General features: G+C 66.5%; 30 protein-coding genes and 1 pseudogene. 15 read left to right on the plus strand and 16 right to left on the minus strand.

The annotated features are described in order from the left end of the window. Positions 1-93 precede the first annotated feature (93 nt). Positions 94-207: pseudogene (locus tag ACSQ9E_RS10280) on the plus strand (DNA methyltransferase); the annotation flags it as partial. Positions 208-279: 72 nt separating this feature from the next. On the opposite strand, the gene ACSQ9E_RS10285 reads toward ACSQ9E_RS10280, so the two are convergent. Further along, a complete protein-coding gene (locus tag ACSQ9E_RS10285; RefSeq protein WP_436217671.1) occupies positions 280-903 on the minus strand; it encodes a hypothetical protein in 624 nt (207 codons plus the stop codon). A 167-nt stretch (positions 904-1,070) separates the two neighbouring features. Continuing rightward, positions 1,071-1,229: a hypothetical protein gene (locus ACSQ9E_RS10290; RefSeq protein WP_436217672.1), complete on the minus strand. Its 159-nt coding sequence runs from the start codon at positions 1,227-1,229 to the stop codon at positions 1,071-1,073. A 181-nt stretch (positions 1,230-1,410) separates the two neighbouring features. Between ACSQ9E_RS10290 and ACSQ9E_RS10295 the strand changes: the two genes are divergently transcribed. The 3 genes from ACSQ9E_RS10295 to ACSQ9E_RS10305 are packed head-to-tail and all read left to right on the plus strand — an operon-like array spanning position 1,411 to position 3,569. Further along, a complete protein-coding gene (locus ACSQ9E_RS10295) occupies positions 1,411-1,911 on the plus strand; it encodes a hypothetical protein (RefSeq protein WP_436217673.1) in 501 nt (166 codons plus the stop codon). A gap of 38 nt (positions 1,912-1,949) precedes the next feature. Next, entirely contained in the window at positions 1,950-2,573 is a 624-nt protein-coding gene (locus ACSQ9E_RS10300) for a superoxide dismutase (protein WP_436217674.1), read from the plus strand. Positions 2,574-2,630: 57 nt separating this feature from the next. Then, positions 2,631-3,569, plus strand: coding sequence for a ZIP family metal transporter (locus ACSQ9E_RS10305; RefSeq protein WP_436217675.1), 939 nt, complete (start codon positions 2,631-2,633; stop codon positions 3,567-3,569). Between the two features lie 58 nt (positions 3,570-3,627). Here ACSQ9E_RS10305 and ACSQ9E_RS10310 read toward each other — a convergent pair whose 3' ends face one another. Further along, positions 3,628-4,590, minus strand: a complete 963-nt coding sequence (locus ACSQ9E_RS10310; protein ID WP_436217676.1) for an NmrA family NAD(P)-binding protein — start codon at positions 4,588-4,590, stop codon at positions 3,628-3,630. A gap of 54 nt (positions 4,591-4,644) precedes the next feature. On the opposite strand from ACSQ9E_RS10310, the gene ACSQ9E_RS10315 reads away from it, so the two are divergent. Further along, the gene (locus ACSQ9E_RS10315; RefSeq protein ID WP_436217677.1) at positions 4,645-5,610 is read left to right on the plus strand and encodes an AraC family transcriptional regulator; all 966 of its coding nucleotides are present in this window, start codon (positions 4,645-4,647) and stop codon (positions 5,608-5,610) included. On the opposite strand, the gene ACSQ9E_RS10320 is transcribed toward ACSQ9E_RS10315, so the two are convergent. Then, the gene (locus ACSQ9E_RS10320) at positions 5,607-6,836 is read right to left on the minus strand and encodes a nucleoside recognition domain-containing protein (RefSeq protein WP_436217678.1); all 1,230 of its coding nucleotides are present in this window, start codon (positions 6,834-6,836) and stop codon (positions 5,607-5,609) included. The genes ACSQ9E_RS10315 and ACSQ9E_RS10320 overlap by 4 nt on opposite strands. A 220-nt stretch (positions 6,837-7,056) precedes the next feature. Between ACSQ9E_RS10320 and ACSQ9E_RS10325 the strand changes: the two genes are divergently transcribed. The 5 genes from ACSQ9E_RS10325 to ACSQ9E_RS10345 are packed head-to-tail and all read left to right on the plus strand — an operon-like array spanning position 7,057 to position 10,719. Continuing rightward, the gene (locus tag ACSQ9E_RS10325; RefSeq protein WP_057203202.1) at positions 7,057-7,770 is read left to right on the plus strand and encodes a YebC/PmpR family DNA-binding transcriptional regulator; all 714 of its coding nucleotides are present in this window, start codon (positions 7,057-7,059) and stop codon (positions 7,768-7,770) included. 51 nt (positions 7,771-7,821) lie between these two features. Then, on the plus strand, positions 7,822-8,106 hold the full coding sequence (locus ACSQ9E_RS10330) for a DnaJ domain-containing protein (RefSeq protein ID WP_057203201.1): 285 nt from the start codon (positions 7,822-7,824) through the stop codon (positions 8,104-8,106). Then, entirely contained in the window at positions 8,103-8,678 is a 576-nt protein-coding gene (locus ACSQ9E_RS10335; protein WP_436217679.1) for a hypothetical protein, read from the plus strand. Before ACSQ9E_RS10330 ends, ACSQ9E_RS10335 begins: the two co-directional genes overlap by 4 nt. A 2-nt stretch (positions 8,679-8,680) precedes the next feature. Next, positions 8,681-9,436, plus strand: a complete 756-nt coding sequence (locus ACSQ9E_RS10340) for a hypothetical protein (RefSeq protein WP_436217680.1) — start codon at positions 8,681-8,683, stop codon at positions 9,434-9,436. Between the two features lie 8 nt (positions 9,437-9,444). Beyond that, positions 9,445-10,719, plus strand: coding sequence for a hypothetical protein (locus ACSQ9E_RS10345; protein WP_436217681.1), 1,275 nt, complete (start codon positions 9,445-9,447; stop codon positions 10,717-10,719). A 39-nt stretch (positions 10,720-10,758) separates the two neighbouring features. Here the strand turns inward: ACSQ9E_RS10345 and ACSQ9E_RS10350 are convergent, their stop codons facing one another. The 3 genes from ACSQ9E_RS10350 to ACSQ9E_RS10360 form a co-directional block, all read right to left on the minus strand. After that, positions 10,759-11,232 (minus strand): hypothetical protein, encoded by a 474-nt coding sequence (locus tag ACSQ9E_RS10350; protein WP_436217682.1) that lies wholly within the window; start codon positions 11,230-11,232, stop codon positions 10,759-10,761. 28 nt (positions 11,233-11,260) lie between these two features. Then, complete coding sequence (locus tag ACSQ9E_RS10355) at positions 11,261-11,404, minus strand: hypothetical protein (protein WP_436217683.1); 144 nt, start codon at positions 11,402-11,404, stop codon at positions 11,261-11,263. Between the two features lie 122 nt (positions 11,405-11,526). After that, positions 11,527-12,282 (minus strand): AAA family ATPase, encoded by a 756-nt coding sequence (locus ACSQ9E_RS10360; RefSeq protein WP_436217684.1) that lies wholly within the window; start codon positions 12,280-12,282, stop codon positions 11,527-11,529. A 215-nt stretch (positions 12,283-12,497) separates the two neighbouring features. Here ACSQ9E_RS10360 and ACSQ9E_RS10365 point away from each other — a divergent pair, with 215 nt between their 5' ends. Further along, complete coding sequence (locus ACSQ9E_RS10365) at positions 12,498-13,703, plus strand: GGDEF domain-containing protein (protein ID WP_436217685.1); 1,206 nt, start codon at positions 12,498-12,500, stop codon at positions 13,701-13,703. A gap of 194 nt (positions 13,704-13,897) precedes the next feature. Further along, entirely contained in the window at positions 13,898-14,236 is a 339-nt protein-coding gene (locus tag ACSQ9E_RS10370) for a DMT family transporter (protein WP_436217686.1), read from the plus strand. Here the strand turns inward: ACSQ9E_RS10370 and ACSQ9E_RS10375 are convergent, their stop codons facing one another. Next, positions 14,237-15,511: an amidohydrolase family protein gene (locus tag ACSQ9E_RS10375; protein ID WP_436217687.1), complete on the minus strand. Its 1,275-nt coding sequence runs from the start codon at positions 15,509-15,511 to the stop codon at positions 14,237-14,239. Positions 15,512-15,682: 171 nt separating this feature from the next. Between ACSQ9E_RS10375 and ACSQ9E_RS10380 the strand changes: the two genes are divergently transcribed. Beyond that, entirely contained in the window at positions 15,683-16,075 is a 393-nt protein-coding gene (locus ACSQ9E_RS10380; RefSeq protein WP_436217688.1) for a VOC family protein, read from the plus strand. A 2-nt stretch (positions 16,076-16,077) separates the two neighbouring features. On the opposite strand, the gene ACSQ9E_RS10385 is transcribed toward ACSQ9E_RS10380, so the two are convergent. From ACSQ9E_RS10385 to ACSQ9E_RS10420, 8 genes are all read right to left on the minus strand, one after another. Continuing rightward, positions 16,078-16,518 carry a hypothetical protein gene (locus ACSQ9E_RS10385; protein WP_436217689.1) on the minus strand — a complete coding sequence of 147 codons (441 nt, stop codon included), beginning with the start codon at positions 16,516-16,518 and terminating at the stop codon, positions 16,078-16,080. Positions 16,519-16,520: 2 nt separating this feature from the next. Continuing rightward, positions 16,521-17,444 (minus strand): ABC transporter permease, encoded by a 924-nt coding sequence (locus ACSQ9E_RS10390; protein ID WP_436217690.1) that lies wholly within the window; start codon positions 17,442-17,444, stop codon positions 16,521-16,523. Continuing rightward, positions 17,441-18,502 carry an ABC transporter permease gene (locus ACSQ9E_RS10395; RefSeq protein WP_179680497.1) on the minus strand — a complete coding sequence of 354 codons (1,062 nt, stop codon included), beginning with the start codon at positions 18,500-18,502 and terminating at the stop codon, positions 17,441-17,443. Before ACSQ9E_RS10395 ends, ACSQ9E_RS10390 begins: the two co-directional genes overlap by 4 nt. Positions 18,503-18,518: 16 nt before the next feature. Then, positions 18,519-20,069 carry an ABC transporter ATP-binding protein gene (locus ACSQ9E_RS10400; RefSeq protein WP_436220208.1) on the minus strand — a complete coding sequence of 517 codons (1,551 nt, stop codon included), beginning with the start codon at positions 20,067-20,069 and terminating at the stop codon, positions 18,519-18,521. Between the two features lie 14 nt (positions 20,070-20,083). Beyond that, the gene (locus tag ACSQ9E_RS10405) at positions 20,084-21,034 is read right to left on the minus strand and encodes a 5'-methylthioadenosine/S-adenosylhomocysteine nucleosidase (protein WP_436217691.1); all 951 of its coding nucleotides are present in this window, start codon (positions 21,032-21,034) and stop codon (positions 20,084-20,086) included. A 94-nt stretch (positions 21,035-21,128) separates the two neighbouring features. After that, entirely contained in the window at positions 21,129-22,139 is a 1,011-nt protein-coding gene (locus tag ACSQ9E_RS10410) for a BMP family protein (protein ID WP_436217692.1), read from the minus strand. 359 nt (positions 22,140-22,498) lie between these two features. Next, positions 22,499-23,137: a uracil phosphoribosyltransferase gene (gene upp, locus ACSQ9E_RS10415; protein WP_436217693.1), complete on the minus strand. Its 639-nt coding sequence runs from the start codon at positions 23,135-23,137 to the stop codon at positions 22,499-22,501. A 31-nt stretch (positions 23,138-23,168) separates the two neighbouring features. After that, a complete protein-coding gene (locus tag ACSQ9E_RS10420; RefSeq protein ID WP_436217694.1) occupies positions 23,169-24,143 on the minus strand; it encodes a threo-3-hydroxy-L-aspartate ammonia-lyase in 975 nt (324 codons plus the stop codon). Between the two features lie 180 nt (positions 24,144-24,323). Between ACSQ9E_RS10420 and ACSQ9E_RS10425 the strand changes: the two genes are divergently transcribed. Together ACSQ9E_RS10425 and ACSQ9E_RS10430 are read left to right on the plus strand one after the other, a co-directional pair. Beyond that, positions 24,324-25,091 (plus strand): basic amino acid ABC transporter substrate-binding protein, encoded by a 768-nt coding sequence (locus tag ACSQ9E_RS10425; protein WP_436217695.1) that lies wholly within the window; start codon positions 24,324-24,326, stop codon positions 25,089-25,091. A gap of 103 nt (positions 25,092-25,194) precedes the next feature. Continuing rightward, positions 25,195-25,965 carry an amino acid ABC transporter permease gene (locus ACSQ9E_RS10430; protein WP_179680490.1) on the plus strand — a complete coding sequence of 257 codons (771 nt, stop codon included), beginning with the start codon at positions 25,195-25,197 and terminating at the stop codon, positions 25,963-25,965. Positions 25,966-25,971: the final 6 nt, after the last annotated feature.

A 25,971-nucleotide genomic window follows, 5' to 3' on the forward strand; every position in this document is an offset into this window, starting at 1 on the left:
CGACATTTTTCGGCCTTATTGATTTGTGCCCCCACCGGCACAGTCACTCCATCGCAAACGCCGCATGTCGCGGTCTACCTGATGGAGTGATCACTGGAGGAACTGCGCATCGACTACACCGTGGGCGGCGGCGCCAACCGGGTGGAGCGGGGCGAGTTGGTCATCTACAGTTGGGACCGCCGGGCCGAACCGGCGGGACTTTTTTAACGAACTCTTTAGGGCGCGTCACACCCACCGGCAGGTTGTAACGTCGCGGTCCGACTGCATTGAAGCGGATGTTCAAAAGAGCCCAGCGGGCTTGTCCTTCTTCATCCGCTCAATCTTTAGAAAGAACATGGGAGGAATCTCTATAGAACCTGCCCTCAGGTCGGAAGGGCAGTCTTTGATGGCGAATTCACTGTACCGCGTGCGGATGGTTTCGTCTGGCTCGCGCTTCTCAATCCAATCGGTGTTGACCTCGCCACTCTTAACCTTGAAGTTTGAGCCATTACGGTAAAGGCACTGCTTCTCCTCACGGGAGTCAATCACGTTGCCGGGACCGTACTTCTCCTCGATGTCGCCCTTCAACATGTTTCGTATCGCCGTGGTTGAGAGATCCACGCTGATGTATTCCAGCACGTCGTCTTGGAATTTCAAACTGAGATTTAGCCGCGTCTTTGAAGCCAGCTCAGCCCTACCGGTGAACCATTGCTCGCCTGGACCAGGCCTGTAGGAGCCGGTTTGCCGAGATGCCCTCAGGGGCTCTAGAAGCTTGATGTTGCCGTCGTCCACGCCCTTTTCAACAGCTTCTTTAGTAAGTCCAAGTTTGATGTAGCCGACACCCACAGGGCCCGCAGCGAAGCTTGCAGACGCGGCAGTTGCGGAAATGAGCAGGGCGCAGAAACGTAGGAGCGTGGTTTTCATTTCGTTCAAAGCGTGGGAGTCAGAGCCACCGAAATGTAACCTGCAGTACTGTTTTGGTGGTTGGAGCCCCTCGCAACCTACGCGCGGATGCAATTCCATTTCACAGGTTGTAACGACTCTTTGTCTGATTTATCGCAGCGACTTATGACAACTTTTCGCGCGCCGTTTCAGGAGATGTTTCGCGCGCGCAGGATGGTTTCGATGCGTTGCGTCAGGTCCGTTTCGATCTGGCCCCGGCTGGCGCAGGCATAGGCCTCGCGCCGGGTGACCATGCCGTAGAGATTGCGCCCCCGGAACTCGGTGCCGCACATGTGGTTGATCTGCAAGGCGCCTGCTAAAGCAAGCCTAAATTGGTCTCAAGGCGGCAGCGCGCAATTGACCCGTTCTGAGCGGTAGGCTTCCCCAGAAACCCCTCACTGGACAATACAAATGAGAATAAATATCATTACATTTGCCTGAGTACGCTACACCCGTCCAACGCAAAAGGCTCCCACCAGGAGCATTGCCATGGACCTGCGTCACGCATCCAGCCCTTTCATCGCCACTTCCACCCGGGACACCCTGGAGCCCGAGCCCGCCACGCTGGCCCATTGGGAGCGCGCACTGCAGCGTGCCAACGCGGCCCTGCGCATGGACCAGCCCGTGATGGCGCTGGCTTACCAGCAGCAGGCGTTGGTCATTGCCTTGCGCATTGCACAGGCGCCCCCGGTCGGCCGCGAGGACGACTGCATTGCCGCCCTGGTGGTCTCGCACCTGAACCTGGCCGACCTGCAGGTCGAGGCCGGCGCACTGGAGGAATGCACGCAACTGCTGTGCAGCGTGCACGCCACGCTGCTGGGCCTGATGGCCGATGGCAGCCGGGGCACTGCGTTGCAGCAGGCCGCGTGGCGCCACAGCCGTGAAACCCACGCCGCCTTGGTGCGCCATGTGCAGGCGCATGGCGCGCACCCCGACATCACCGCCGTGCTGGCCGCTGCTTCGGGCGTGCTGCAGGGCGCGGCCCACTGAGTTTTTTTCTTCTTCTTCCCCACCCCTGAAAGGAACCCATGCCCTATTCGCTGCCCGCCTTGCCCTATGCCTACGATGCGCTGGAACCCCATATCGATGCCCGCACGATGGAGATCCACCACACCAAGCACCACCAGACCTACATCAACAACCTGAACGCAGCGCTGGAAGGCACGCCCCACGCCGGCCTGCCGATCGACGAGCTGGTGGCGGGCCTGGTGCAACTGCCGGAGAACCTGCAGGGCCCTGTGCGCAACAACGGGGGCGGCCATGCCAACCACAGCCTGTTCTGGACCGTGATGTCCCCCACCGGCGGCGGCCAGCCGCAGGGCGAACTGGCGGCGGCCATTGCCACCGAGCTGGGCGGCTTCGACGCGTTCAAGGACGCCTTCACCAAGGCGGCACTCACGCGCTTTGGCAGCGGCTGGGCCTGGCTGTCGGTGACCAGCGCCGGCCAACTGGTGGTGGAGAGCTCGGGCAACCAGGACAGCCCGCTGATGGCCGGCCTGCTGTCGGGCAATACCCCCATCTTGGGCCTGGACGTGTGGGAACACGCCTACTACCTGCAGTACCAAAATCGCCGACCCGAATACATCGCGGCGTTCTATAACGTAGTGGACTGGGCCGAGGTGGCACGCCGCTACGCCCTGGCGCGCGGCTGAGCCGACCGGCACTGCTGCGCCTCGCACCCTGAAAAGATGCCTTCCGGAGCCGACACCATGCCCGTTGTTCCCCCGCCATCCCCCGACCATGCCGCGCTGCCGGCCGGCCTGACCGCGGCTGCCCGCCAGCAGCCTTTGCACTGGCGCCAATGGCTGGGGCTGGCCATCGTGGTGACCGGCGGCGTGGTCGGCACCTGGCAGATCTGGCAGTGGATTGCGGGCCAGCCGGTAGTGCTGTCGGCCCTGCTGGGCGGCAGCGCTGCCGCCCTGGCCACGGCCCTGGGCACCTTGCCGGTGATGCTGTCGCAGCGCATTTCCGAGCGCACGCAGGACACCATGTTCGGCTTTGGCGCCGGGGTGATGCTCGCGGCCTGCTCGTTCTCGCTCATCATCCCAGGCATCAATGCCTCGCGCGCCGCCGGGGCAGGGGCCTGGGAGGCGGGTGGCACCATGGGTGCCGCCATCCTGCTGGGTGCGCTGGTGCTGCTGCTGATGGAGCGCCTGCTGCCGCACGAGCACTTCATCAAGGGCGTGGAGGGCCAGACCTCGCGCACGCTGCGGCGTACCTGGCTTTTTGTGTTTGCCATTGCCCTGCACAACCTGCCCGAGGGCCTGGCCATCGGCGTGGGGTATGCGAGTGGTGACGCAATGCGTGCCAGCGCGCTGACCACGGGTATCGCCATCCAGGACGTGCCCGAGGGCCTGGTGGTGGCCGTGGCGCTGCTGGCCGCCGGCTACAAGCGCTGGCTGGCCGTGGGGCTGGGCATGGCTTCGGGTCTGGTGGAGCCCATCGGTGCGGTGGTCGGAGCCGCCGTGGTCAGCTACTCGGTGAGCCTGCTGCCCTGGGGCCTGGGCTTTGCTGCCGGCGCCATGCTGTTCGTGATCAGCCACGAGATCATCCCCGAATCGCACCGCAAGGGCCACGAGGCCTGGGCGACCGGTGGGCTGATGCTGGGCTTTGTGATCATGATGGTGCTGGATACCGCCCTGGGCTGATTTCGGGCAAGCCATCCCACTGGCCACGGCAAGCAAGTTGCCGTGGCCTTTGCGCTTTTCAGGGCAGGGCCTCGTACGCTTCCTTGAGCGCCGGGGCCAGGGATTGCAGCGGGGTGGCTGTGGTATTGCGCGCGCTGCGCCCCTCCAGCGAGCGCACGCGCCCCTCGTTAAGGCCGCGCGCCATCTCCGTGAGCAATCGGGCCAGGTCCGGCGCAATGCCGGCTGCGGCCATGCCTTGGGCGGCGTCGTCATACGGCAACTGCTGGTAGGCCAGCGCCGGCTGGCCGATCACCCCGCCCAGAAAGGCTGCAAGCTGGTCGTGGCTCAGGTCCCCGGGGCCCAGCAGCTCGCGCACGCTGTGGCCGGTCCAGTTGCGTTGGTCCAGGGCCCAGGTGGCGGCGTCGGCAATGTCGCGCGTGGCGATCATGGGGATGGCCAGGCCGGGCACGAAAGCATCGGCCAGGCTGCCGCCGTACTTCACGCCGGGCAGCAGGTTGAACAGGCCCTCGAAGAACATCGCCGGGCGCAACGCCAGCACATGGCTGTGCTGCAGGCTGGCTAGGCGCTGCTCCTGCTCGTGCAGGCTGGTCAACACGCCGGTGCCCGTGGGTTGCTCGGCCCCCAGGCTGCTCAAGGCCACCACATGCGGTACGCGCGCGGCCTGCAGCGCCGCCACGATGGCCTGGCCCTGGGTGCGCTGCAGTTCCATGAAGCCAGGGGCCGCGGGGTCGAAGGGCATCATGGCGTACACGGCGTCGGCGCCTTCGAAGGCGCGGGTGAGGTAGGTCGGGTCGGCGCAGTCGCCCACGATCACCTGCGCACACTGCTGGCGCAAGGCGTCGAGCCGCTCGGCCGAGCGGCCCATGGCGCGCACGCGGTGGCCCAGCGCAAGGAGATTGCGGGCAATCACGCTGCCCGTGTGGCCGGTGGCACCCATTACGGCGATGTCTGACATGTGGAACTCCAAGGGGTTGTTGAACAAACAGGCGTCCAGTGTCTCGTCCACGGTCAGGCGTGCCAATGATGAAAAGGCGGTGTTTATTGATTATTCGTCCAGGCCGGCTTAGGATGTGCCATGGACATCCAGGTTGAAGCCGCCTCTGCCGCCACCGACCCGCTGGGCCGGGCCCTGCACCTGTTGCGCATGACGGGCGTGATCTACTGCTACTCCTACCTGCACCCGCCACTGGGCATCGCGCTGCCGCCGATCCCGGGCTGCCTGATGTTCCATGCCATCACGGCCGGTGAATGCTGGCTGCGTGTGCCGGGTGCCGAGCCCGTGCTGCTGCGGGCGGGCGATTTCGCGCTGGTGCCGCGCGGCGAGGGGCATGACCTGCTGTCCACCGCCACATCACGGGCCGATGCCTTCTTCGACCTGCCGCGCGTGCAGCTCGGTGGCCGCTTCGAAATCATGCGCCATGGGGAGGGCACTGCCCCGGTTTCCCTGGTCTGTGGTGCCGTGCGCTTCGACGACGTGCTGGCGCGCCGCCTGGTGCATGCGCTGCCGCGCCAGATCGTGCTGAGCGGGCAGGCGCTCGGGCCATCGAACTGGCTTTCGCCCATCCTGGCGCTGCTGCAGGACGAGGTGCAGCACCTCAAACCCGGCGGCGAGGCCGTGGCCACGCGCCTGGCCGATGTGCTGGTGCTGCAGGCCATCCGCACCTGGCTGCAGAACGACCCGGGCGCGCGCACCGGCTGGCTGGGCGCCCTGCAGGACGCACAGCTCGGCCCGGCCCTGGTACTCATGCACGAACAGCCCGGCACGCCCTGGACGCTGGCCTCGCTGGCCAGCGCCGTGGCCATGTCGCGCTCTGCCTTTGCTGCGCGCTTTGCGGCATCGGTGGGCATGCCGGTGATGCAGTACCTCACCCTGTGGCGCATGGCGCTGGCCCAGTCGCGCCTGCAGGAGGGCCAGGTGCGACTGGCCGAACTGGCCGACAGCCTGGGCTACCAGTCGGAGGCGGCGTTCAGCCGGGCGTACAAGCGCTGGTCAGGGCGGTCGCCGGGGAGCGAGCGGCGGGTGGAGGCAATGGCTCTTTAGCCGAAGAACCAGTAGCAGGCAGCAATCGCAGCGATCACGCCAGCCAGCTCCGCCAGCAGCGCACACGCCACCGCATGCCGCGCGCGCTGTATGCCCACCGCGCCGAAGTACACCGCCAGCACATAGAAGGTGGTCTCGGTGCTGCCCTGGATGATGGCGGCTGCACGCGCGGCAAAGCTGTCCACGCCCTGGGTCTTCATGGTCTCGATGAGCATGGCGCGTGCGGCGCTGCCCGAGAAGGGCTTGACCAGGGCGGTGGGCAGGGCGTCCACAAAGCGCGTGTCGGCGCCGACCGCCTCCACGCACCAGCGGATCGCGTCGAGCACATAGCCCAGCGCGCCCGAGGCGCGGAACACGCCCACCGCGCAGAGCATGGCCACCAGGTAGGGCAGCAGGCCCTTGGCCACGTCGAAGCCCTCGCGTGCACCCTCGATGAAGGCCTCGTACACCGCCACCTTGCGCCAGGCGCCCAGCACCACGAACATCACCACCAGCGAGAACAGCGTGAGGTTGCCCAGCAGCGATGACAGGCTGGCCAGCGCCGCCGCGCTCAGCGTGGTCAGCAAGGCCATGAAGCCCCCCAGCACCAGCGCCACGGGCAGCAGGTAGGCCAGCACCACGGGGTGCCACAGCGGCAGCCGCTGCACGATGGCTACGGTCACGAGCCCGACCAGGGTGGAGACCGACGTGGCCAGCAGGATGGGCAGAAACACCAGCGTCGGGTCTGGCGCGCCTTGCTGCATGCGGTACATGAAGATGGTGACCGGCAGCAAGGTGAGCGAGGACGCATTGAGCACCAGGAACAGAATCTGCGCGTTGGTGGCGGTATCGGGCCGGGGGTTGAGCTCTTGCAGCGAGCGCATGGCTTTCAGGCCCATGGGCGTGGCCGCGTTGTCCAGCCCCAGCGCGTTGGCGGCAAAGTTCAGCGTGATCAGCCCCAGCGACGGGTGGCCGCGCGGCACCTCGGGCATGAGCTTGGCGAACAGCGGTGCCAGCCAGCGGGCGAGGGCGTCGACGATGCCGGCCTTTTCGGCAATGCGCAGAAAGCCCAGCCACAGCGTGAGCGTGCCGAACAGCAGCACCATCACCTCGACCGACAGCTTGGCCATGGCGAACAGCGCCTCGACCATGGCGCCGAAGATCTGCGCATTGCCGCCCACCAGCCACTGGGCAAAGGCCGCCACGGCGGCGACGACGAAAAAACCCAGCCACAGGGTGTTGAGCATCCGGTCTCCACGAAGATTGCAGGCTCCGAGATTACCCCGGCAGGGGCATGCACAAATACCTGCGGGCCGATGGTGTGACAGTGGTACCCTACAGGGTTCGGCTGGGTTGTGCCCTGCGGCTTTTTTACAACGCCCTGCGGCCCCCGATCCCAGCCCTTGACCTCCATTTGGGCGCACTGGCGCGCCGACAACCAATACAACACCTAGGAAGAGATCCAACATGGGCGCGCAGTGGAAAGCAAAAGGCAAGGCACAGGTCGCTGATGCCAAGGGCAAGCTGTTTGGCAAGCTGGTCAAGGAAATCATGGTCGCTGCGCGCGGCGGTGCCGACCCGGCCGGCAATGCACGCCTGCGCCTCGTGGTCGAGCAAGCCCGCAAGGTCTCCATGCCCAAGGAAACGCTGGAGCGCGCCATCAAGAAGGGGTCGGGCACGGGCGCCGACGCGGTCAACTACGAACACGTGATCTATGAGGGCTTTGCCCCCCACCAGGTGGCGGTGATGGTCGAGTGCCTGACCGACAACGTCAACCGCACCGCGCCCGAGATGCGCGTGCTGTTCCGCAAGGGCCAACTGGGTACCTCCGGCTCGGTGGCCTGGGACTTCAACCACGTGGGCATGATCGAAGCCGAGCCCGCCAGCGCCGGTGCCGACCCCGAACTGGCCGCCATCGAGGCCGGTGCGCAGGACTTTGAAGCCGGCGACGAAGAAGGCACCACCACCTTCTGGACCGACCCGACCGACCTGGACCTGGTGAGCCGCGCGCTGCCGGCCCAGGGCTTCACGGTGCTGTCGGCCAAGCTGGGCTACAAGCCCAAGAACCCGGTGAACCCCGCCAACCTCACGGCAGAACAGCTGGAAGAAGTGGAAACCTTTCTGGCGGCCATCGACTCCAACGACGACGTGCAGAACGTTTACGTGAGCCTGGGCGGTTAAAAGGCGGTTGGCTGCGGGGCCAGCGCCTGGCCGCAGCAACCCTTCAAATCCATGACCGCAGACCACTACGCTGCCCTCGGGCTGGCGGCCAACGCCTCGCTCGCCGACATCAAGAAGGCCTACCGCCAGAAGGCGGCCTTCTACCACCCGGACCGCAACCCGGCGCCCGATGCTGCGCAGCGCTTCCAGTTGGTGCAGAAGGCCTACGACGTGCTGTCCGACGACGAAGCCCGCCAGGCCTACGACGACAACCGCCGCCGCAACCTGCTGGACGACCCGCTGCAGACCGCCCAGGAAATCTGGCACACCTATACCCAAGGCATTCTTCCTTCGTGAAACTCTCTCCCTATTTTTATGACCTGCGTTCGGCCTACCAGGCCGAGCTCGATGACCTGACCCAGGATTCCGAAGGCAAGGACGTGCTGCGCAAGCGGCTCACGCAAAAGCGCAGCGAAATCGCCTTTCTCGTGCAGATGATGGAGCTGGCACCCGAGATGGTGGCCGTGGTCTTCCACCAGGGCTTTCGCTTTGCGCGGCCTGCCGCGCTGGAGAGCCTGATCGGCCGGGGCGCTGACGACCTGCCGGCCTGGGGCACCCTGGCCGATGGCGCCGTGCTGCTCGAACCCTGGGCCGCCAGCCTGGCCAAGACGGTGTTGGCCGAGCCCGGTGGCGAGCGCTTCATGGCCGTGGCAGCGGGCCTGGAGTACCTGCAGGTGCATTCGCGCCTGGCGCCTGCGGCCCAGCATGCCGACGCCGAGGAAGAGGGCGACGATGAAGATGCCGCCGAGCACGACGACGATTACGACAACCTGAGCGCCGACGACGCCGCCGACCCGCACAACGCCCGCTCCCGCGACGAGGCCAGCGACAACTGGCTGTCCGACGTAGGCTTTGACCGCAAGGACTGACCATGAGCAACAACCACCTGGCCCTGATCACCAAGACCACCAGCCTCATCGCCGCAGGCGACATCGTGGGCGCCGAATCGGCGCTGGCCGAGCTGGCCGACACCGATGGCGACAAAGCCCTGATGGTGGTGCTGGACCAGCTCGCGCCCAAGGACATCCTGGCCGTGATGCGCGAGTACGACGATTCCAAGGCTTCGGTGGTCAACCTGCTGGTCACGCCCGAGCAGTTTGCGCGCGCCATGGTGCTCGAAAAGCAGTACAAGGACCTCACCCACACGCACCTGCGCAACATGGTCAACGCCGTGGTGTTCCGCGACGATGCCGACCCGGTGGCCTTCCTCACCGCCATCGGCGACCTGGAGGGCGGCAGCGAAGCCCTGGCCAACTACTTTGCCGAAAAGTGGAGCCGCATCGAGGCCTTTGCCCGCACCGGCACCTTCGATGCGGTGGAGGACTTCGGCCCGACGCTGACCGACGACGAATTGCTGGCCTCGGGCTATGTGCAGCCGCGCATCGACCAGGACGAAGTGGCCGACCGCGACTGGATGCAGATGGCCTGGCTGCTGCGCTACGAGTGCCGCGACCTGTTCATCGAAACCCTGCTGGTGCTGCGCGCCAAGGCCCGTGCCTTCGACCTGGGCCTGGAGGAGGGCGACGAGGCGGCCGAAGAGGACGACGGCAAGTTCGAAACCAGCGAGACCGACCGCGGCAAGGCGACGCCTGCTGCGCGCGCATCCGACGAAGAGTCGGCTATCTGACTTTCTTCATGTCCGAGCACGAAATGTCTTCTGCGCCGGCGGCCAACGCGCTGCAACTGCACGACGCGCGCCCTTTCTTTGAAAAGGCCCTGGCCCACGGCGTGGCGCACGGCATCATCGACGCGGCGAAGTTAGCGGCGATGAACACCGACGCCCCCAAGGGCATGGTGCAGATCGCGCGCTACTTCGGCAGCGAGTTCCTCAGGCCCGAGCTGGAGAAGGCCCGCGACCGCATGGTCAACATGATCAGCCTGTTCCTCCTGGACACTACGGATGGCGACCTGCAGAAGGCGGCGGTATCGCTGCGCGACAACTCCTTCCTGTCGCGCTCCAAGGGCGGCTCGGACATGCTCAAGCGCCTGATCGCCATGCCCGAGAGCAGCAACTTCGGCATGGGCGGCTATGCCGATGCCGAAACGCCGCTGCTGGCCGTGTGGTCCCTGCGCAGCCATGCCGACTACCGCGCCGAGCTGGCGCGCCGCAGCCAGATCGCAGCGGCCATCAGCGCCGCCCGGTGGATGGCCGAGCAGTACGACCTGGACGACGATGCGCTCGAAGAGTCGGGCGCCGACGCCGAGGCCGTGGTCCGCGCCGGCCTGCTGCTGCAGGCCCTGGCCCCCAAGGTGGGCGACTGGCCTAACGCCGTGGTGTTCGAGAAGATCGCCACGGCCCATCGCAAGAAGAAGACCATGGCCGACCAGGTCAGGCTGTCGCTGCCGCCCGGCCTGCCTGCGGACCTGAAGGACGTGGTGCAGGCCCAGCGCGCCAGTGTGCTGGCCGACCTGCCCAAGCTGCTGGACGACGCCACGCCGCTGCGCAACCTGCTGCGGCCCACCAGCGGTTTCCGCGCACGCTACTTTCTGCTCGACGACCCGCTGGCCGAAGTGGACGACTACCACCGCAACCTGGCCGACCTGGACGAGGAGGGCGATGCGCCCCAGCCCGCCAGCAAGACCTGGACGAAGACGGTGCAGGGCAACGAGGACGAGCCCAGCCTGCTCACCCTGTTCCTGTGCCTGGCCACTGCCACGCCCAAGAAGACGGTGCTGACCGAAAAAACCGCCGCCAGCCTGGTGCGCAAGCTGCGCAAAAGCGGCTGGCAGCCCGCGCTGGCCGCGGATTTCATCCGCGCCAATGCGCCTGGCGCACGCCATGCCGACTATGTGGACCTGTGGAACAGCTTCGTGCAGGAGTCGCAGGCCACGCTGCTGAGCGACATGGACTACCAGATGCACGATGCCCTGGCGCTGCTGCGCCGGGAGTGCAACGTGGTGGCGGGCTGACCGGTTGTCAGCGAATGGTGCAGGTCCGGTGTGGCCGGATCAATTGCTGCGCCGGAGCACCACCGTCATCCACGGTTCCCAGTCCTGACTGCTGCCTTCTGCGCGCAGCGACCATGTCCCGGCCATTTCAGTTCCGTTGCCGTTGAATGCGCCGCGAAAGCGGACTCCGCTGCCGTCGAAGGCCACCTGCTTGCCGTCCACGATGGCGCGCATGGTGTCCGCCTTGCCTGTGCTGTCGAACGAGTGCATGGTGTAGTGCCCCCTTGCCGCGCCGTCCGAGCCATCCGCGCCGTCCGGCGCATCGGGACCGATGATCTCGATGCCTTGCGACCGGCCATCGGGCATCTGTGCATCCCAGCGGTGCATCAGGAAGTGCCCGCCCGGCAGCCACTCGTAGATGTCCGTGGCCGTGTAGGCCGCCGAGGTCGCGACCACGGTGCCGGTGGTGTGCCAGGTGCCCACGAAGGGAGCGAGGCGCTGCAGTGCAGGCGGGATGCTGTTGCCGATTGCCATGGCGGGGTTCTCCCGATGGGTTGGGTTGCTACTGCGCGAACAATTGGTCCAGCATGCGCTGCGGGTCCATGAGGAAATCGCGGGTCACCCGGAAATGCTCGGTGTCCTGGTAGGCGATCTCCTTGATCCCATCCTTGCTGCAGTCGAAGATGGTCGCATCGGGATAGGCCACAAGAACCTGTTCAAGGCCTTTTTGGCAACCGCGTTGGAGTGCAATCGGGATGAGTGGATGCTTCGGTTGCGCCGCATGGGCTCGCGCCCATGCAAGCAACCGGGGCGTCCAATCGCCCGATTTCACCCCAACCCTCCGGGCAAGTGCCTTTTCGGGCGGTCTGCGGCGTTGCGGCGCTTGTTGATAGCCGAGCTATCAACTGCGCACCGCGCCTTGCATCCCATCCCGAAAAGGGACTTGCGCGGTTGCCAAAAAGGCCTTGAACAGGTTCTAGGGATGGGCGAGTGCGTGGCGATGATGAACTGCGATTTCTCCTCCACCAAGTCGCGCATGCGCACCAGGGTGGCCAGTTGCCGCTGGGGTGACAGCGCGGCCTCGGGCTCGTCCAGGATGTACAGGCCCTGGCCCCGGAAACGTTCCATCATCAGCGCCATGAAGGATTCACCGTGCGACTGCTCGTGCAGGGAGCGTCCGCCATAGGAGTTGATGATGGGCGGGGCCGGGCAAGGTATCTTGTCCATCTCCTCGATCTCGGTCGCCACGTTGAAGAAGCTCTCGGCCCGCAGAAAGTAGCCATCGCGCGGCCTGCGCAGACCTTTGGCGATGCGCAGGTACTCGTGCAGTTCGGAATGCGAGCGCCGGGTGCCGAAGCTGAAGTTCTTCGACCCGCCCTCGGCGTTGAACCCCAGGGAGACCGCGATGGCTTCGAGCAGCGTCGATTTGCCCGAGCCGTTCTCGCCCACGAAGAAACTGACGTGCGGGTGCAGGTCGATCTGCTCCAGGTGGCGCACGACGGGCAGCGAGAAGGGGTACTGATCGAACGATTCGACCTTGTCGCGGCGCAGGCTGATGCGGCTGACGTACTGGGATGAGATCATGGTGAAGGCTGCGTGGCAGCAGGGCGGGGCGTGGTGCGCAGCCATTTCGCTGGAAGCGGGCTGGAACATGTGTTTGTTTTCAGCAAAACCCGCAGCAACACAGTCAGCCGCTGGTCATGGGGCAAGAGTAACATTGGAGCCCATCGGCATTTCAGCACTGATCGTTGTTCCTCGCCCCACGCGCGCGCCCGCCACCCGCCAGCCTTTAACCCTCAGTGCACAGCCCCACACTCGTCATCCTCGCTGCCATCCTGTCCGCACTGGTCACCGCCGTGCTGTTTGCGATGTGGCACTTCAACAGGAATATCCCGGGCCTGAAGCTGTGGATGCTGTCCTTTCTGTGTGCCTTCGTGTTCAGCACGAGCCTGCTGGCGCGCGGGCAACTACCCGAGGTGGTGTCGGTGGCGTTCTCGCAGGCATCGGTTTCGCTGGCGGCCTACCTGTGCCTGTTGGGCGCCCGCGCGTACATGGGGCGGCGGCCGGTGTCGCATGCGTATGCGGCGGCGACGATCGGAGCGCTGGTGCTGCTATCGGTCTATTTCACGCTCGTGCGGCCCCACCTGGGCATGCGCTTCGTCTTTGCGGGGCTGGGGGCCGGCGTGTTCTTTCTGCTGACGGCCCGCACGCTGGCCCAGGGAGGCATAGGGCTGGTGCCCGCTCGCTACATGTTTGCTGTGGCGGCGGGAGCGCATGGCCTGTTCCTGCTGCTGCGGCCCTTGCTGTTCACGCTGGGTGCGGGCACCGTGGAGGGGCTGCCGAATGCAGCCCTGGTGGCCCAGATCTCGCAGTTCGTGGTGCTGGAGTCCCTGGTGGCGCTGCTGCTGCTGGCCTTTGGCACGCTGATGCTGGCCAATGAATTCATCACCAGCGAACTGCGGCACCTGGCCGAGGTGGACCCGTTGACCAATGTGTTCAACCGCCGGGCCTTTCTGACCCTGCTGGACAAGGCCATGAGCAATGCCCAGCGCACGGGCGGGGGCGGTCTGCCCGTGCTGGTGATCGACCTGGACCACTTCAAGAAGGTCAACGACACCTGGGGCCACCAATGCGGCGACGAGGTGCTGCGCCACTTCGTGCTGCTGGCCAACCGCTGCCTGCGCCGTGAAGACGTGCTGGGCCGACTGGGAGGAGAAGAGTTCGCCATCGTGCTGCCCAACGCCGGCTACGAGGGCGCCCGCACCGTGGCCGAGCGCCTGTGCGCCATGGTGGCCGCACAGCCGATGCCCACAGTCCGGGGCCCGATTGCACTGACGGTCAGCATCGGAGTCACCCTGTGCACACCGGGAGACACGCCTGATGCAGCACTGCAGCGTGCCGACGAGGCCATGTACCTGGCCAAGAAGCGCGGGCGCAACCGGGTGGAGGTGGTGCAAGCGCCCGAGAGGGCGGTGGCGGCCGCCAATGCCGTGCCTGCTCTCTGAGCATCGGTGGCACCGCGGGGGGTGTACCGGCCACGGCCCCCGTGTCACAGGCACCGGCGCGAAGCCGTGTAGACTCCCCGCCGTCCGTTCTTCTCATTCCATTCGGGTACCGCTTTCCTGTCGTCTGTCTGTTCGCTCCGCTCGGTACAAGCGGCTGGCGGGCATATGGAGTGCCTATGGCGTTGGCGTATCTGTTGGAAGCAAAACCCCTGGCCTGGCTGTTGCTGGCGGCCAGTGTCACCTCTGAAGTGGCTGGTACCGTGGCGCTCAGGCAATCGGATGGCTTGTCCCGCGTGGCGCCTGCGGTGGTTGCCGGGGTCTGCTATGTGCTGGCGGTATGGTGGATGTCACTGGCCATGAAGCACATCGGCATGGGTACCACCTATGCGGTGTGGGCAGGCAGCGGACTGGCGTTGACAGCGCTGCTGGGGGTTGCGCTGTTTGGTGAGCCGCTCTCGGGCATGCGGTTCGCCGGGCTGGTGCTGGTGGTGGCCGGGGTGGTCACGCTCAGCCTGGCAGGCCCCGTGCGCTGATCACTCCGCCAGAAACCCCACGCTGCCCGGCCTGCCGGGCAGTGCCAGGCGGGCCACGGGCGCGGGGCTGCTGGCGATCTTCTGGCCGCGCCGATACACCGCAAGGCGGGCAGACCGCAGGCGGATGGCCTCGACCGGGTTGCGCGCATGCAGCAGCACGAAGTCGGCATGGCAGCCAGCGGCAAGCCCATAGCCTTCCAGGCCCAGCAGTTTTGCCGGGTTGGTGGTCACCGCCTCGAAGCACTGGCGCATGGCGGCCTGGCTGGTCATCTGGGCCACGTGCAGGCCCATGTGGGCGGCTTCGAGCATGTCGGCGCTGCCGCCGCCGTACCAGGGGTCCATCACGCAGTCGTGCCCAAAGGCCACGGTGAGGCCGGCGGCCATCAGCTCGGGCACGCGCGTCATGCCGCGGCGCTTGGGGTAGGTGTCGTGGCGGCCCTGCAGGGTGATGTTGATCAGCGGGTTGGCCACCACGCCCAGCTGCGCCTCGGCCATCAGCGGAATGAGCTTGCTCACGTAGTAGTTGTCCATGCTGTGCATGGAGGTCAGGTGCGAGCCCGCCACGCGGCCGTGCAGGCCCAGGCGATGGGTCTCATGCGCCAGGGTCTCCACGTGGCGCGAGAGCGGGTCGTCCGACTCGTCGCAGTGCATGTCCACCCGCTTGCCCAGGCTGGCGGCCAGTTCGCACAGAATCTTCACGCTCTCGGCCCCCTGGGCCATGGTGCGCTCGAAGTGCGGGATGCCGCCCACCACGTCCACGCCCAGGTCGAGCGCGCGTTTCAGATTGTCGAGCCCGCCTGCGGAGCGAAGCACGCCATCCTGCGGAAAGGCCACCAGCTGCAGGTTGAGGTAGGGCGCCACGCGTTGTTTCACGTCGAGCAGCGCACGCACCGGCAGAAGGCTCGGGTCGCTGGTGTCCACATGCGAGCGGATGGCCAGCAGCCCCTGGGCCACGGCCCAGTCGCAGTACTGCAGCGCGCGCTGCACGATGGCCTCGTGCGTGAGCTGGGGTTTCAGCTCGCCCCACAGCGCAATGCCTTCGAGCAGGGTGCCGCTCTGGTTCACGCGCGGCTGGCCGTAACTCAGCGTGGAATCCATGTGGAAATGCGCATCCACGAACGGCGGGCTGAGCAGCAGGCCGCCGGCGTCTACCGTTTCGTGCGCGGGGGCTGTGAGGCCCTCGGTCACTTCGGTGATGCGGCCGTCCTGCACGGCCACGGACATGTGGGTACGGCCGTCGGGCAGGGTGGCGTTGTGGATCAGCAGGTCGAGCATGGCGGTAGGGAAAAAGGCGTTGTTCGTCGGGGTGCAGTGCTTGGCTGCTATTGTGTCGTGGATCGGCGCCACAGCGCTTTTCCTTTTCCGGGTGTGGCACTGCGGCTTCGCCAGACCGGCCCCCGGGCGGGTGCTGATTCCCGATTTTTTCCAGGTTTGCGGAGACCTTCCATGCAGTTCGGCTACACCATTCTCTACGTCGAAGACGTACCCAGGACCATCGCCTTCTACGAGGCGGCCTTTGGCTTCACGCGCCGTTTCCTCCATGAGGCGGGCGACTTCGGCGAACTGGAGACCGGCGCCACGGCGCTGGCGTTCTCATCGCTCAAGCTCATGGCCGAGCTGGGCAAGAACCCGCAGCGCGCATCGGCCAGCGCGCCGAGCTTCGAGATCGCCTTCACCACTGCAGACGTGGCTGCAGCGGTGGAGCGTGCCGTGGCAGCCGGGGCCCGCTTGGTGCAGGCCCCCGAGCAGATGCCCTGGGGCCAGACGGTGGCCTATGTGGCCGACATCAACGAGACGCTGGTGGAGTTGTGCACGCCCATGGGGCCGCCAGGGGATTGATGTCAGCGCCTGGGGCTCGCCATGTAGCGGTACACCCCGGGCCGGTGGCCGGCCTCGATGGTGATGCTGCGCAGGGCATCTTCGTGCCCCGAGCTTGCCTGCGCCGTGATGCGGATGCCGCTGCGCGTGGCGCGGCAGGCGAGGCGGGTCAGGGTGATTTCCGCATGGTCGTTGCTGATCTCGCCGATGCCCTGGGTGTGCACCGGCTGCAGGCTGCCATCGTCGCTGCGCTGCATCCACTGCAGGTAGAGGAAGGACTGCGCGTGCTGCGAGCCATGCACGATGCGGTAGACACCTTCGTTCTTGCGTGTGGGCCATTGGCCGCAGACCTGCACCCAGTCCACCGCGTCGGCCGTGGCAAAGCGCTCGTAGGGTACATCCATCCCCAGGGCATGCACCGGTCCGCTGCAGGCCAGCGCCAGGGCTGCCAGCCACAGGGCCATGCTCACCGCTCACCCTTGCGATAGGGCTTCATCAGCGCCTGCGGATACGCCGCCTTGCGGGCCACCAGCACCAGCGCCAGGATGGACAGCAGGTAGGGCAGCATCAGGTAGAACTGGTAGGGCAACCAGGCATCGCCGGCCTGCTGCAGGCGCAACTGCAATGCATCGAAAAAGGCGAACAGCAGGGCGCCCAGCAGCGCCTTGCCGGGCCGCCACGAGGCGAACACCACCAGTGCCACGCAGATCCAGCCGCGCCCGTTGACCATGTTGAAGAAGAAGGCGTTGAACGCCGACAGCGTGAGGAACGAGCCCGCAACCCCCATCAGGGCCGAGCCCGCCACGATGGCGCCCGTGCGCGTGGCCGCGACCGACAGGCCCTGGCCTTCGGCCGCCTGCGGGTTCTCGCCCACCATGCGCACGGCCAGGCCCAGCGGCGTGCGCATGAGCACCCAGGCCAGCAGCGGCACCAGGGCCAGCGCCAGCAGTGTGAGCGGCGTCTGCGCAGACAGGATGGGTATACCCAGCCATTCCATGGGGGCGAAAGGCTCAATGGTGGGTGGCGTATTCACCTTGGGAAAACTCACGCGGTAGCCGTAGTAGCTCAGCGCCGTGGCCAGCAGCGTGATGCCCAGGCCCGAGACATGCTGCGACAGCGCCAGCCCCACCGTGAGCCAGGCATGCAGCAGCCCGAACACCGCGCCCGTGAGCGCCGCCACCAGCACCCCTGTCCACAGGCCATAGCCGGCATACACCGTGAGCCAGCCGGTGAAGGCGCCTGCGACCATGATGCCCTCGATGCCCAGGTTGAGCACGCCGGCACGCTCGCACAGCAGCACACCGAGCGTGCCCAATATGAGTGGCGTGGCCACGCGCAGGGTGGCGATCCAGAAGGCCGGGTTGGCCAGGATGTCGAGCAGCTCGGTCATTTCCACTTCACCCGGTATTGCGTGAGCAGTGTCGCGACCAGGACGGCGATCAGCGAGGTGGCCACGATCACGTCGGCAATGTAGGTGGGCACGCCCACCGCGCGGCTCATGCTGTCGGCCCCCACCAGCACGCCGGCCACGAACACCCCGGCGGCAATCACACCCAGCGGATGCAGACCGGCCAGCATGGCGATCACGATGCCGCTGTAGCCATAGCCGGGCGACATGTCGAGCGTGACATAGCCGGTGCGGCCTGCCACCTCGATGGCGCCGGCCAGCCCGGCCAGGCCGCCCGACAGCAGGGCGACCAGTACGACGGTGCGGGTGATGGGCACGCCGGCAAAGGCCGCCGCCCGCGCATTGGCGCCCGCAGCGCGGATGTCGAAGCCCGGCACGGTGCGCCGCAGGATCGCCCAGAGAATGACCGCAAGCCCGATGGCCCACAGCAGCCCCGTGTGCAGGCGCGTCTGCGGCACCAGCTTGGACAGTTCCAGGTCGCCCTGCAGCGCCACGCTCTGCGGCCAGCCCATGGAGAGCGGGTCCTTCATGGGCCCATCGAGCAGGGCCGAGACCAGCAGCAGGGCGATGAAATTGAGCAGCAGCGTGGTCACCACCTCGTCCACGCCCAGGCGCGACTTCATCAACGCCGGGCCCAGCAGCAGCAGGGCGCCTGCCAGGGCCGCCGCCAGCATCATCAGCGGGAACAGGAGCCAAGGCGACCACTCCAGCCCCGTGCCACCATGCAGGCCGCCCACGGCCACGGCGGCCAGCGCCCCTGCGTACAGCTGCCCCTCGGCCCCGATGTTGAACAGCCGCGCACGGAAGGCCACGGCGGCCGCCAACCCGGTCAGGATGAGCGGCGTGGCGCGCGTCAGCGTCTCGGTCAGCGCAAAGACCGAGCCGAAGGCGCCTTGCACCAGCAGCCCGTAGGTGCGGCCCACGGGCGCACCGGCCCACAGCACCAGCAGGCCGCTGATGAGCAGGGTGAACACCACGGCGCCCACCGGCGCGGCCACGTAGGCGGCTGGAGAGATGTGGTTGCGTTTTTCGAGTCTCATGGGCAGATGGAAAGGGTCAGGGGGCAGAGCCGGCCATGGCCAGCCCGATGGCCTCGCGCGTCCATGCATCGGCAGGCCGGGCCTCGCTCAAATGCCCCTCGTGCATTACGGCCACGCGGTCGCCCAGCGCCAGCACTTCGTCCAGGTCGTCCGAGATCAGCAGCACGGCGGCACCCCCGTCGCGCGCGTTGATGAGCTGCTGCTGCACGAAGGTGACGGCGCCGATGTCCAGGCCCCAGGTGGGCTGGTGCGCCACGATGAGGCGCGGGACCGGCGCGGTCTGGCGGGCGTCATACGGCGGCAGCAGGGCGCGGCCCAGGATGAGCTTTTGCATGTTGCCACCCGAGAGCGAGCGCGCCGGGGTATCGGGCCCGCCGCCGCGCACGTCGAAGGTTTCGGCCACGCGCTGGGCGTGCTGCCGCGCGGCACTGCGCTTGACCCAGAAGGCCTTGAACCAGGGGTGGGCAAACCAGTGGCTGCGCAGTCGTTCGGACACGGCGTTCTCCCACACCGGCAGGTCGCCCACCACGCCCACGCCGTGGCGGTCCTCGGGGATGCGGGCCACGCCCTGGTCCACCACCCAGGCGGGGCGGGCCTGCAGCGGTGCACCCAGCAGCGTGACCTGGCCGGCGCTGGTGGCGCGCACGCCGCACAGCACATCGGCCAGCGCCACTTGGCCATTGCCTGAGACCCCGGCGATGGCGACGATCTCGCCGGCATTCAGGGTAAGCGACACGCCCCGCAGCCGGTCGCGGCCGGTGGAGACCGTGGACACATCGGCCAGTGTGCACACCGGTGCGCCCACGCTTTTGGCGGGCCGGCGTTCGCTGGCCTCGATGGCATGGCCCACCATCCACTGCGCGAGCTGGCCCTGGGTGGTGCCCTGTGCGGGCGCCTCTGCCACCAGCCTGCCCTGGCGCAGCACGGCCACGCGGTGCGAGACGCGCAGCACCTCGGCCAGCTTGTGGCTTATGAAGATGATGGACAGGCCTTGCGCCACCATCTGCGACAGGGTGTGGAACAGCGCCTCGCTCTCCTGCGGGGTGAGCACGGCGGTGGGCTCGTCCAGGATCAGGATGCGCGCGCCGCGGTACAGGGCCTTGAGGATCTCCACCCGCTGGCGCTCGCCCACCGAGAGGCTGCCCACGCGTGCATCCGGCTGCACCGGCAGGCCGAAGCGGGCGGACACGGCGAGCAGTTTTTCGCGCGCGGCGCCGCGGCGCGAGAAGGGTTGCCACAGCGGCTCGCTGCCCAGCAGCACGTTGTCCAGCACGGTGAGGTTGTCGGCCAGGGTGAAGTGCTGGTGCACCATGCCGATGCCGGCGGCCAGGGCGGCGCGCGGCTGGCCTGGGGGCAGGGGTTGGCCGAAGACTTCGATGCTGCCCTCGTCGGCCACATAGTGGCCGAACAGAATGGACATCAGCGTGGACTTGCCCGCGCCGTTCTCGCCCAGCAGGGCCAGCACTTCGCCGCGCACCAGCGTGAGGCCGATGCCATCATTGGCCACCAGCTTGCCGAAGCGCTTGGTGATGCCGGTGAGGCGAAGAACGGTTTCAGCAGGCTCCATGGACATGGATCGGGCTACTTCCAGGCGGCCAGGAAGGCCTGCAGCACCTTGGCCGAGTTGGCCGCCGCGAGGTGCATGAAGGTGTCCATCTCGTTGGCGCCATCGCCGCCGCCCGCCAGGTCGCTCAGCGAGCGAAAGGCGATGTAGGGCACGCCGTTGCTGTGCGCCACCATGGCGGTGGCGGCGGTCTCCATGTCGAGCACATTCGCCTCGAAGGTCTTGAACGCATATTCGCGGAAGGCCTTGTTGTCCACGAAGGCCTGGCCCGACACGCCGTTGCCGCCCACCACCATGCGCGGGCGCTCTTTCAGGCAGTGGCTGGCGTGGCAGTGTTCCAGCGGCACGGCGGCCAGGCCATTGGCCACGGCCAGCATGCGCGGGTCGGCCTCGAACCAGAATTTCTGCGTGACCTTTGGGTTGGCAGCCGAGCGCACCTCCACCGGGCGCGGGTGCATCATGCCGAAGGCGGGCAGGGTGAGCTCGGCCTGCATCCAGCCGGGGGCCGTGTATTGGCCGGGCTGGTCTTCGCGCGCCATGAGCCATTCCATGTACTGGCCCCAGCGCGCGGGCACGGTCACGTCGCCGATGTGCAGGCCCGGGTTCACGCCGCCGGCGATGCCCGAAAAGACGATGTGGCTGACGTTGAAACGGTCCAGCACCAGTTGCGTGTTCATGGCCGCATTGGTCATGCTGATGCCCGAGAGGAACACCACCACGGGCTTGCCCTGCAGCGTGCCTGTGGTGAACTCCACGCCGTTGACGCTGTGCTTTACCGGTTGCTGCACCTGGGGCAGCAGCACCGTGAGCTCGGGGGCAAAGGCCGAGATGACCGCGACGCGGGGTGTGGCGTCTAGGCGGATACCCTGCGGGGCGGGGCTGGACGCGCAGCCTGCCAGGGCGCCGGCCAGGGCCAGTGCGCCGAACAGTTGGGCGATGCGGCGGGAGAGCAGTGCAATGAAAGTCATGGGCAACAGGGTAAGCGATGGACGATGCCAGTGAAAAGGGCCACCGCAGTGAAGTAGGTGGCCCTGGTCGGTGCGCCGGGGCGCTGCCTGCAGCTTACTTGGCCGTGGACTTGGGCTGGCTGTCGTCCACCTTCACGGTGAACTTGCCGGCCAGAATGTCGGCTTCCTTGGCCTTGACCTTGGCCACGATGTCGGCCGGCACCTTCTTCTCGAAGGTGCCCAGGGGCGCGAGCTCCGAGCCCTTGTGCTTCATCATCGAGTACGGGCCGTAGTCCTCGGGCGTGAACTTGCCTTCCTTGACCAGCTTGAGCGCGCGGTCGATGCTGGGCTCCATGTGCCACAGGGCCGACGCGACCACCGTGTCGGGGTACTTGTCCTGCGTGTTGATCACGTTGCCGATGGCCAGCTTGCCCTTTTCCTTGGCGGCATCGCTCACGCCGAAGCGCTCGGCGTAGAGCACGTCGGCGCCCTTGTCGATCATGGCGAAGGTGGCTTCCTTTGCCTTTGGTGGGTCGAACCAACTGTTGATGAAGCTGATGGTGAACTCCACCTTGGGGTTCACTTCCTTGGCGCCGGCCATGAAGGCGTGCATCAGCCGGTTCACCTCGGGGATGGGGAAGCCGCCCACCATGCCGATCTTGTTGCTCTTGGTCATGCCGCCAGCCACCATGCCCGACAGGTAGGCCGGCTCCTGGATGTAGTTGTCGAACACGCTGAAGTTGGGCGCCTGGGGCTTGCCCGAGGAGCCGAGCAGGAAGGAGGTCTTGGGGAAGTCCTTGGCCACCTTGCGGGCGGCGGCTTCCACGGCGAAGGCCTCGCCCACGATGAGCTGGTTGCCGCCGGTGGCGTACTCGCGCATCACGCGCTCGTAGTCGGCGTTGGTCACGTTCTCGCTGGACTTGTATTCGATCTCGCCGCGCGCCTCGGCCGCCTTGAGCGCCTTGTGGATGCGGCTCACCCATTGCTGCTCGTAGGGCACCGTGTAGATCGCCGCCACCTTGGTCTTGGCCTGGGCCATCGCGGCGCCGGGCGCCAGCCCGATCATGGCCGACAGCGCCAGGGAGGTGGAGAACAGGTGGCCGGTGAAGATGCGGCGTGAGGTCATGGGGTGATTCCTTCTTCGGATGGAGGATGGGCGATCGGATCTGGGGTTGTCTCAAGCAATTAGCACGCCAATGGACGGCTGGCGTCGCGTGCCAACAGATGCCCTGCGGTGATGCAGCCGCAGGCGTCGCCAGGGAGTCTGCCAGAAGAAAGTCACCAGATGGTAAGAATTCGCACCGGCATGGGGCAAAAAATGCCGCTGCAGGGATCGCATCCCCGCAGCGGCTTTGCAGATTCTTCCGGTGGCGCGAGCGGCGAACAAAGCTCAGCGAAGCGGTTCTGGCTAGGTGCTGAGCCGCAGGCAGTACGCTAGTACGACAAGGCGCAGCAACAACGCCAGAAGAGTTTTGTTCGCTGCTCCTACTTGGTGCCGAAGATGCGGTCGCCCGCATCGCCCAGGCCCGGCAGGATGTAGCCATGGTCGTTGAGCTCGCGGTCGATGGCGGCGGTAAAGATCGGCACGTCGGGGTGCGCCTTCTGCAGCGTGGCCACACCTTCGGGTGCGGCCAGCAGGCACACGAACTTGATGGAGCGCGGGTTGAGCTTCTTGAGCCGGTCGACGCAGGCGGCGGCCGAGTTGCCGGTGGCCAGCATGGGGTCGACCACGATGATGTCGCGCTCGTCCATCTCGGAAGGCATCTTGAAGTAGTACTCCACCGGCTGCAGCGTGGCCGGGTCGCGGTACAGGCCGATGTGGCCCACGCGGGCGCCGGGCACCACGGTGAGCATGCCGTCCAGGAAACCATTGCCCGCGCGCAGGATGGAGACCAGCACCAGCTTCTTGCCGTCGATCACCTGGCCGATCATGGTCTCCAGCGGGGTTTCGATCTCGATGTCCTGCAGCGGCATGTCGCGTGTGACCTCGTAGGCCATCAGCGTGCTCAGCTCGCCCAGCAGGCGGCGAAAGCTGTTGGTGCTGGCATCCTTGCGGCGCATCAGCGTGAGCTTGTGCTGGACGAGGGGGTGGGTGATGACAGTGACGTTGCTGCTGGTGCTCATGGCGTAGTGCTCGATTGTTTTTTGATCGGGCCTAGTCTGCCAGAAAGCGCGCATAGCGCGCCATGTCCACATTCCCGCCGCTGATGATGATGCCCACGCGTGCGCCATGCACGTCCACGCTGCCATGCCGTGCACCGGCAAAGGCCAGGGCGCCCGTGGGTTCCACCACCAGCTTCATGCGCTCGGCAAAGAAGCGCATGGCCTCGACCAGTTGTTCGTCGGTGGCGGTGACGATGTCGTCCGCCAGGCGCTGGATGATGGGGAAGGGGATCTGCCCGAGCGATCGGGCCTGTGCGCCGTCCGCAATCGTGTGCGGTGTGGGGATCTGCACCAGCTGTCCGCTGCGCAGCGATTGCTGGCCGTCATTGCCGGCTTCGGGCTCCACGCCCACCACCCGGCAGTTCGGCGCCAGGGCCTCGGCAGCCAGCAGGCTGCCGGCGAGCAGGCCGCCGCCGCCCACGCAGACGAAAAGGTAGTCCAGGTCGGGCACCTCCTCCAGGAATTCCTTGGCGGCCGTGCCCTCGCCGGCGATCACGTGCGGGTGATCGAAGGGCGGCACCAGTGTCATGCCGCGCTCCTGGGCCAGCCTCTGGCTGATGGCCTCGCGGTCCTCGGTGTAGCGATCGTAGGTGACGACTTGGGCACCGTACTCGCGCGTGGCGGCCATCTTGGTCGTGGGCGCGTCCTCGGGCATCACGATCAGGGCTGGCATGTCCAGCAGCCGGGCCGACAGGGCGATGGCCTGCGCATGGTTGCCGGCAGAGAAGGCCAGCACGCCGCGCTCGCGCTGTTCGTCGCTGAACTGCGAGAGGGTGTTGTAGGCCCCGCGGAACTTGAACGAACCCGTGCGCTGCTGGTTTTCGCACTTGAAGAACACTTGGGTGCCCAGCAGTGCGTCGGCCATGTTGGAGCGCAGCACATGCGTGCGGTGGGCCACGCCAGCGAGCCGCTGTGCGGCAGAAACAACATCCGCGTAGGTGGGCGGGGGGAGGCTGGCGTTGCTCATGGTGGAATCTTTCGGGTCGGAAAGGGCTCTGACATTCCACCCATCATAAAACTGCCTGACTTTTGTCCACGGGGCCCGCGCAAGGCCCAGGAACAGTGCGTGGGCCGCTATGAATATTGATGCCGGCACGCGCGGGGCGTGGATATACTGCCCATTTTCGCGACTTTCCCAAGGCCCACCATGTCCATTTCTCGACGCATTGCCACCCTGGGCCTCGGCCTGGCCGCCTCGTTCGGTGTTTCCCTGGCCGCCCACGCGCAGGCCCGCGAGCTCACCGTGGCCTCCAGCGCGACCTACGCGCCGTTCGCATTCGAGAACAAGGACAAGCAGATCGTCGGCTTCGACATCGACATCATCAATGCCATCGCCAAGCAGCAGAACTTCAAGATCAAGGTCGTGAACACGCCCTGGAGCGGCATCTTCGCGGCGCTCAACAATGGCGACGTGGACCTGGTGATCTCCGGCGTGACCATCAACGACAAGCGCCGCCAGAGCTACGACTTCTCGGCCCCGTACTTCGCGGCGCACCAACTGATCGCCGTGGCCAAGGGCAGCACCGTGGCCTCGCTCAAGGACCTGGCCGGCAAGAAGATCGCGGTGGTCAATGCCTCCACCGCCGACGATGTGGCCTCGCGCGAGTTCGGCAAGACGAATGCCAACATCCGCCGCTTCGAGAGCACGCCGCTCATCATCTCCGAGCTGGCCGGCGGCGGGGTGGATGCGGCCATCGGCGACAACGGGGTGATCGCCTACCGCGTGAGCCAGAATGCGGCGCTCAGGACGGTGGAAGACCCTTCCTTCCCTGAAGAAGGTTTCGGCATCGTCGTCAAGAAGGGCGACAAGGCCTTGCAGGAAAAGCTCAACGCCGGCCTGGCCGCCGTGCGCGCCGATGGCAGCTACGGCGAGATCTACAAGAAGTGGTTCGCAAAAGAATACAAGGGCCGCTGAGCCGGTTTCGATTGAGTCACTTGCAGCGGCCGCCATGCGGCCGCTTTTTTGTTTTCTGACGAAGGGTTGCCGCGCTGTGCGCCCTGGGTAGAAGGAGAGAAGCATGGAGCAACCCGAATTGTGGTTTGGCTGGTTCCGGCCAGACATCCTGGTGGAATACCGCGAGCTGTTCTTCAAGGGCGCGTGGATGACCCTGTGCATGACAGTGGTCTGCGTGCTGCTGGGCGGCAGCTGGGGCCTGGTGCTCGCCCTGGCGCGGCTGGCGCAGGCGCGCCATGCGCCGTGGAACTGGGTGTGCCGCTTTCTGTTGCGCTGGCCGTCAACCGTGTACGTGAGCTTTTTCCGCGGCACGCCGCTGTTCGTGCAGATTTTGCTCATGCACTTCGCGGTGATGCCGCTGTTCATCCACCCGGTGTCGGGCCTGCTGGTGGATGGCGACCTGGCGCGCACGCTCAAGCAGGAGCATGGCGCGCTGATCTCGGGCATCGCGGCGCTCACGCTCAACTCGGCGGCCTACATCTCGGAGGTGTTCCGCGCGGGCATCCAGTCGATCTCGCGCGGCCAGTCCGATGCGGGGCGCTCGCTGGGCCTGACCCCCATGCAGGTGCTGCGCTACGTGGTGCTGCCCCAGGCCTTTCGGCGCATGCTGCCGCCGCTGGGCAACAACATGATCGCGCTGCTCAAGGACACCTCGCTGGTGTCGGCCATCGGGCTGGCCGAGATGGCCTACGCCGCGCGCACCGTGGCCGGCGCCTATGCGCGCTACTGGGAGCCGTACCTGGCCATCTCGCTGGCCTACTGGTGCATGACGCTGGCGCTGACCACCTTGCTGCGCCGGCTGGAGCACCACATGGCGCGCAGCGAGCGCAGCTGAGGCAGA

The sequence above is a fragment of the Acidovorax sp. LjRoot118 genome (assembly GCF_964253575.1).
Lineage (GTDB): Bacteria > Pseudomonadota > Gammaproteobacteria > Burkholderiales > Burkholderiaceae_C > Acidovorax.

What these genes read in the sequence shown, in the direction of transcription:
- ACSQ9E_RS10285 (WP_436217671.1), bottom strand. Translation starts at nt 903, where the DNA reads ATGAAAACCACGCTCCTACGTTTCTGCGCCCTGCTCATTTCCGCAACT.
- ACSQ9E_RS10295 (WP_436217673.1), top strand. Translation starts at nt 1,411, where the DNA reads ATGGACCTGCGTCACGCATCCAGCCCTTTCATCGCCACTTCCACCCGG.
- ACSQ9E_RS10300 (WP_436217674.1), top strand. Translation starts at nt 1,950, where the DNA reads ATGCCCTATTCGCTGCCCGCCTTGCCCTATGCCTACGATGCGCTGGAA.
- ACSQ9E_RS10305 (WP_436217675.1), top strand. Translation starts at nt 2,631, where the DNA reads ATGCCCGTTGTTCCCCCGCCATCCCCCGACCATGCCGCGCTGCCGGCC.
- ACSQ9E_RS10315 (WP_436217677.1), top strand. Translation starts at nt 4,645, where the DNA reads ATGGACATCCAGGTTGAAGCCGCCTCTGCCGCCACCGACCCGCTGGGC.
- ACSQ9E_RS10320 (WP_436217678.1), bottom strand. Translation starts at nt 6,836, where the DNA reads ATGCTCAACACCCTGTGGCTGGGTTTTTTCGTCGTCGCCGCCGTGGCG.
- ACSQ9E_RS10325 (WP_057203202.1), top strand. Translation starts at nt 7,057, where the DNA reads ATGGGCGCGCAGTGGAAAGCAAAAGGCAAGGCACAGGTCGCTGATGCC.
- ACSQ9E_RS10330 (WP_057203201.1), top strand. Translation starts at nt 7,822, where the DNA reads ATGACCGCAGACCACTACGCTGCCCTCGGGCTGGCGGCCAACGCCTCG.
- ACSQ9E_RS10340 (WP_436217680.1), top strand. Translation starts at nt 8,681, where the DNA reads ATGAGCAACAACCACCTGGCCCTGATCACCAAGACCACCAGCCTCATC.
- ACSQ9E_RS10345 (WP_436217681.1), top strand. Translation starts at nt 9,445, where the DNA reads ATGTCCGAGCACGAAATGTCTTCTGCGCCGGCGGCCAACGCGCTGCAA.
- ACSQ9E_RS10350 (WP_436217682.1), bottom strand. Translation starts at nt 11,232, where the DNA reads ATGGCAATCGGCAACAGCATCCCGCCTGCACTGCAGCGCCTCGCTCCC.
- ACSQ9E_RS10360 (WP_436217684.1), bottom strand. Translation starts at nt 12,282, where the DNA reads ATGATCTCATCCCAGTACGTCAGCCGCATCAGCCTGCGCCGCGACAAG.
- ACSQ9E_RS10375 (WP_436217687.1), bottom strand. Translation starts at nt 15,511, where the DNA reads ATGCTCGACCTGCTGATCCACAACGCCACCCTGCCCGACGGCCGTACC.
- ACSQ9E_RS10380 (WP_436217688.1), top strand. Translation starts at nt 15,683, where the DNA reads ATGCAGTTCGGCTACACCATTCTCTACGTCGAAGACGTACCCAGGACC.
- ACSQ9E_RS10385 (WP_436217689.1), bottom strand. Translation starts at nt 16,518, where the DNA reads ATGGCCCTGTGGCTGGCAGCCCTGGCGCTGGCCTGCAGCGGACCGGTG.
- ACSQ9E_RS10390 (WP_436217690.1), bottom strand. Translation starts at nt 17,444, where the DNA reads ATGACCGAGCTGCTCGACATCCTGGCCAACCCGGCCTTCTGGATCGCC.
- ACSQ9E_RS10395 (WP_179680497.1), bottom strand. Translation starts at nt 18,502, where the DNA reads ATGAGACTCGAAAAACGCAACCACATCTCTCCAGCCGCCTACGTGGCC.
- ACSQ9E_RS10400 (WP_436220208.1), bottom strand. Translation starts at nt 20,069, where the DNA reads ATGGAGCCTGCTGAAACCGTTCTTCGCCTCACCGGCATCACCAAGCGC.
- ACSQ9E_RS10405 (WP_436217691.1), bottom strand. Translation starts at nt 21,034, where the DNA reads ATGACTTTCATTGCACTGCTCTCCCGCCGCATCGCCCAACTGTTCGGC.
- ACSQ9E_RS10410 (WP_436217692.1), bottom strand. Translation starts at nt 22,139, where the DNA reads ATGACCTCACGCCGCATCTTCACCGGCCACCTGTTCTCCACCTCCCTG.
- upp (WP_436217693.1), bottom strand. Translation starts at nt 23,137, where the DNA reads ATGAGCACCAGCAGCAACGTCACTGTCATCACCCACCCCCTCGTCCAG.
- ACSQ9E_RS10420 (WP_436217694.1), bottom strand. Translation starts at nt 24,143, where the DNA reads ATGAGCAACGCCAGCCTCCCCCCGCCCACCTACGCGGATGTTGTTTCT.
- ACSQ9E_RS10425 (WP_436217695.1), top strand. Translation starts at nt 24,324, where the DNA reads ATGTCCATTTCTCGACGCATTGCCACCCTGGGCCTCGGCCTGGCCGCC.
- ACSQ9E_RS10430 (WP_179680490.1), top strand. Translation starts at nt 25,195, where the DNA reads ATGGAGCAACCCGAATTGTGGTTTGGCTGGTTCCGGCCAGACATCCTG.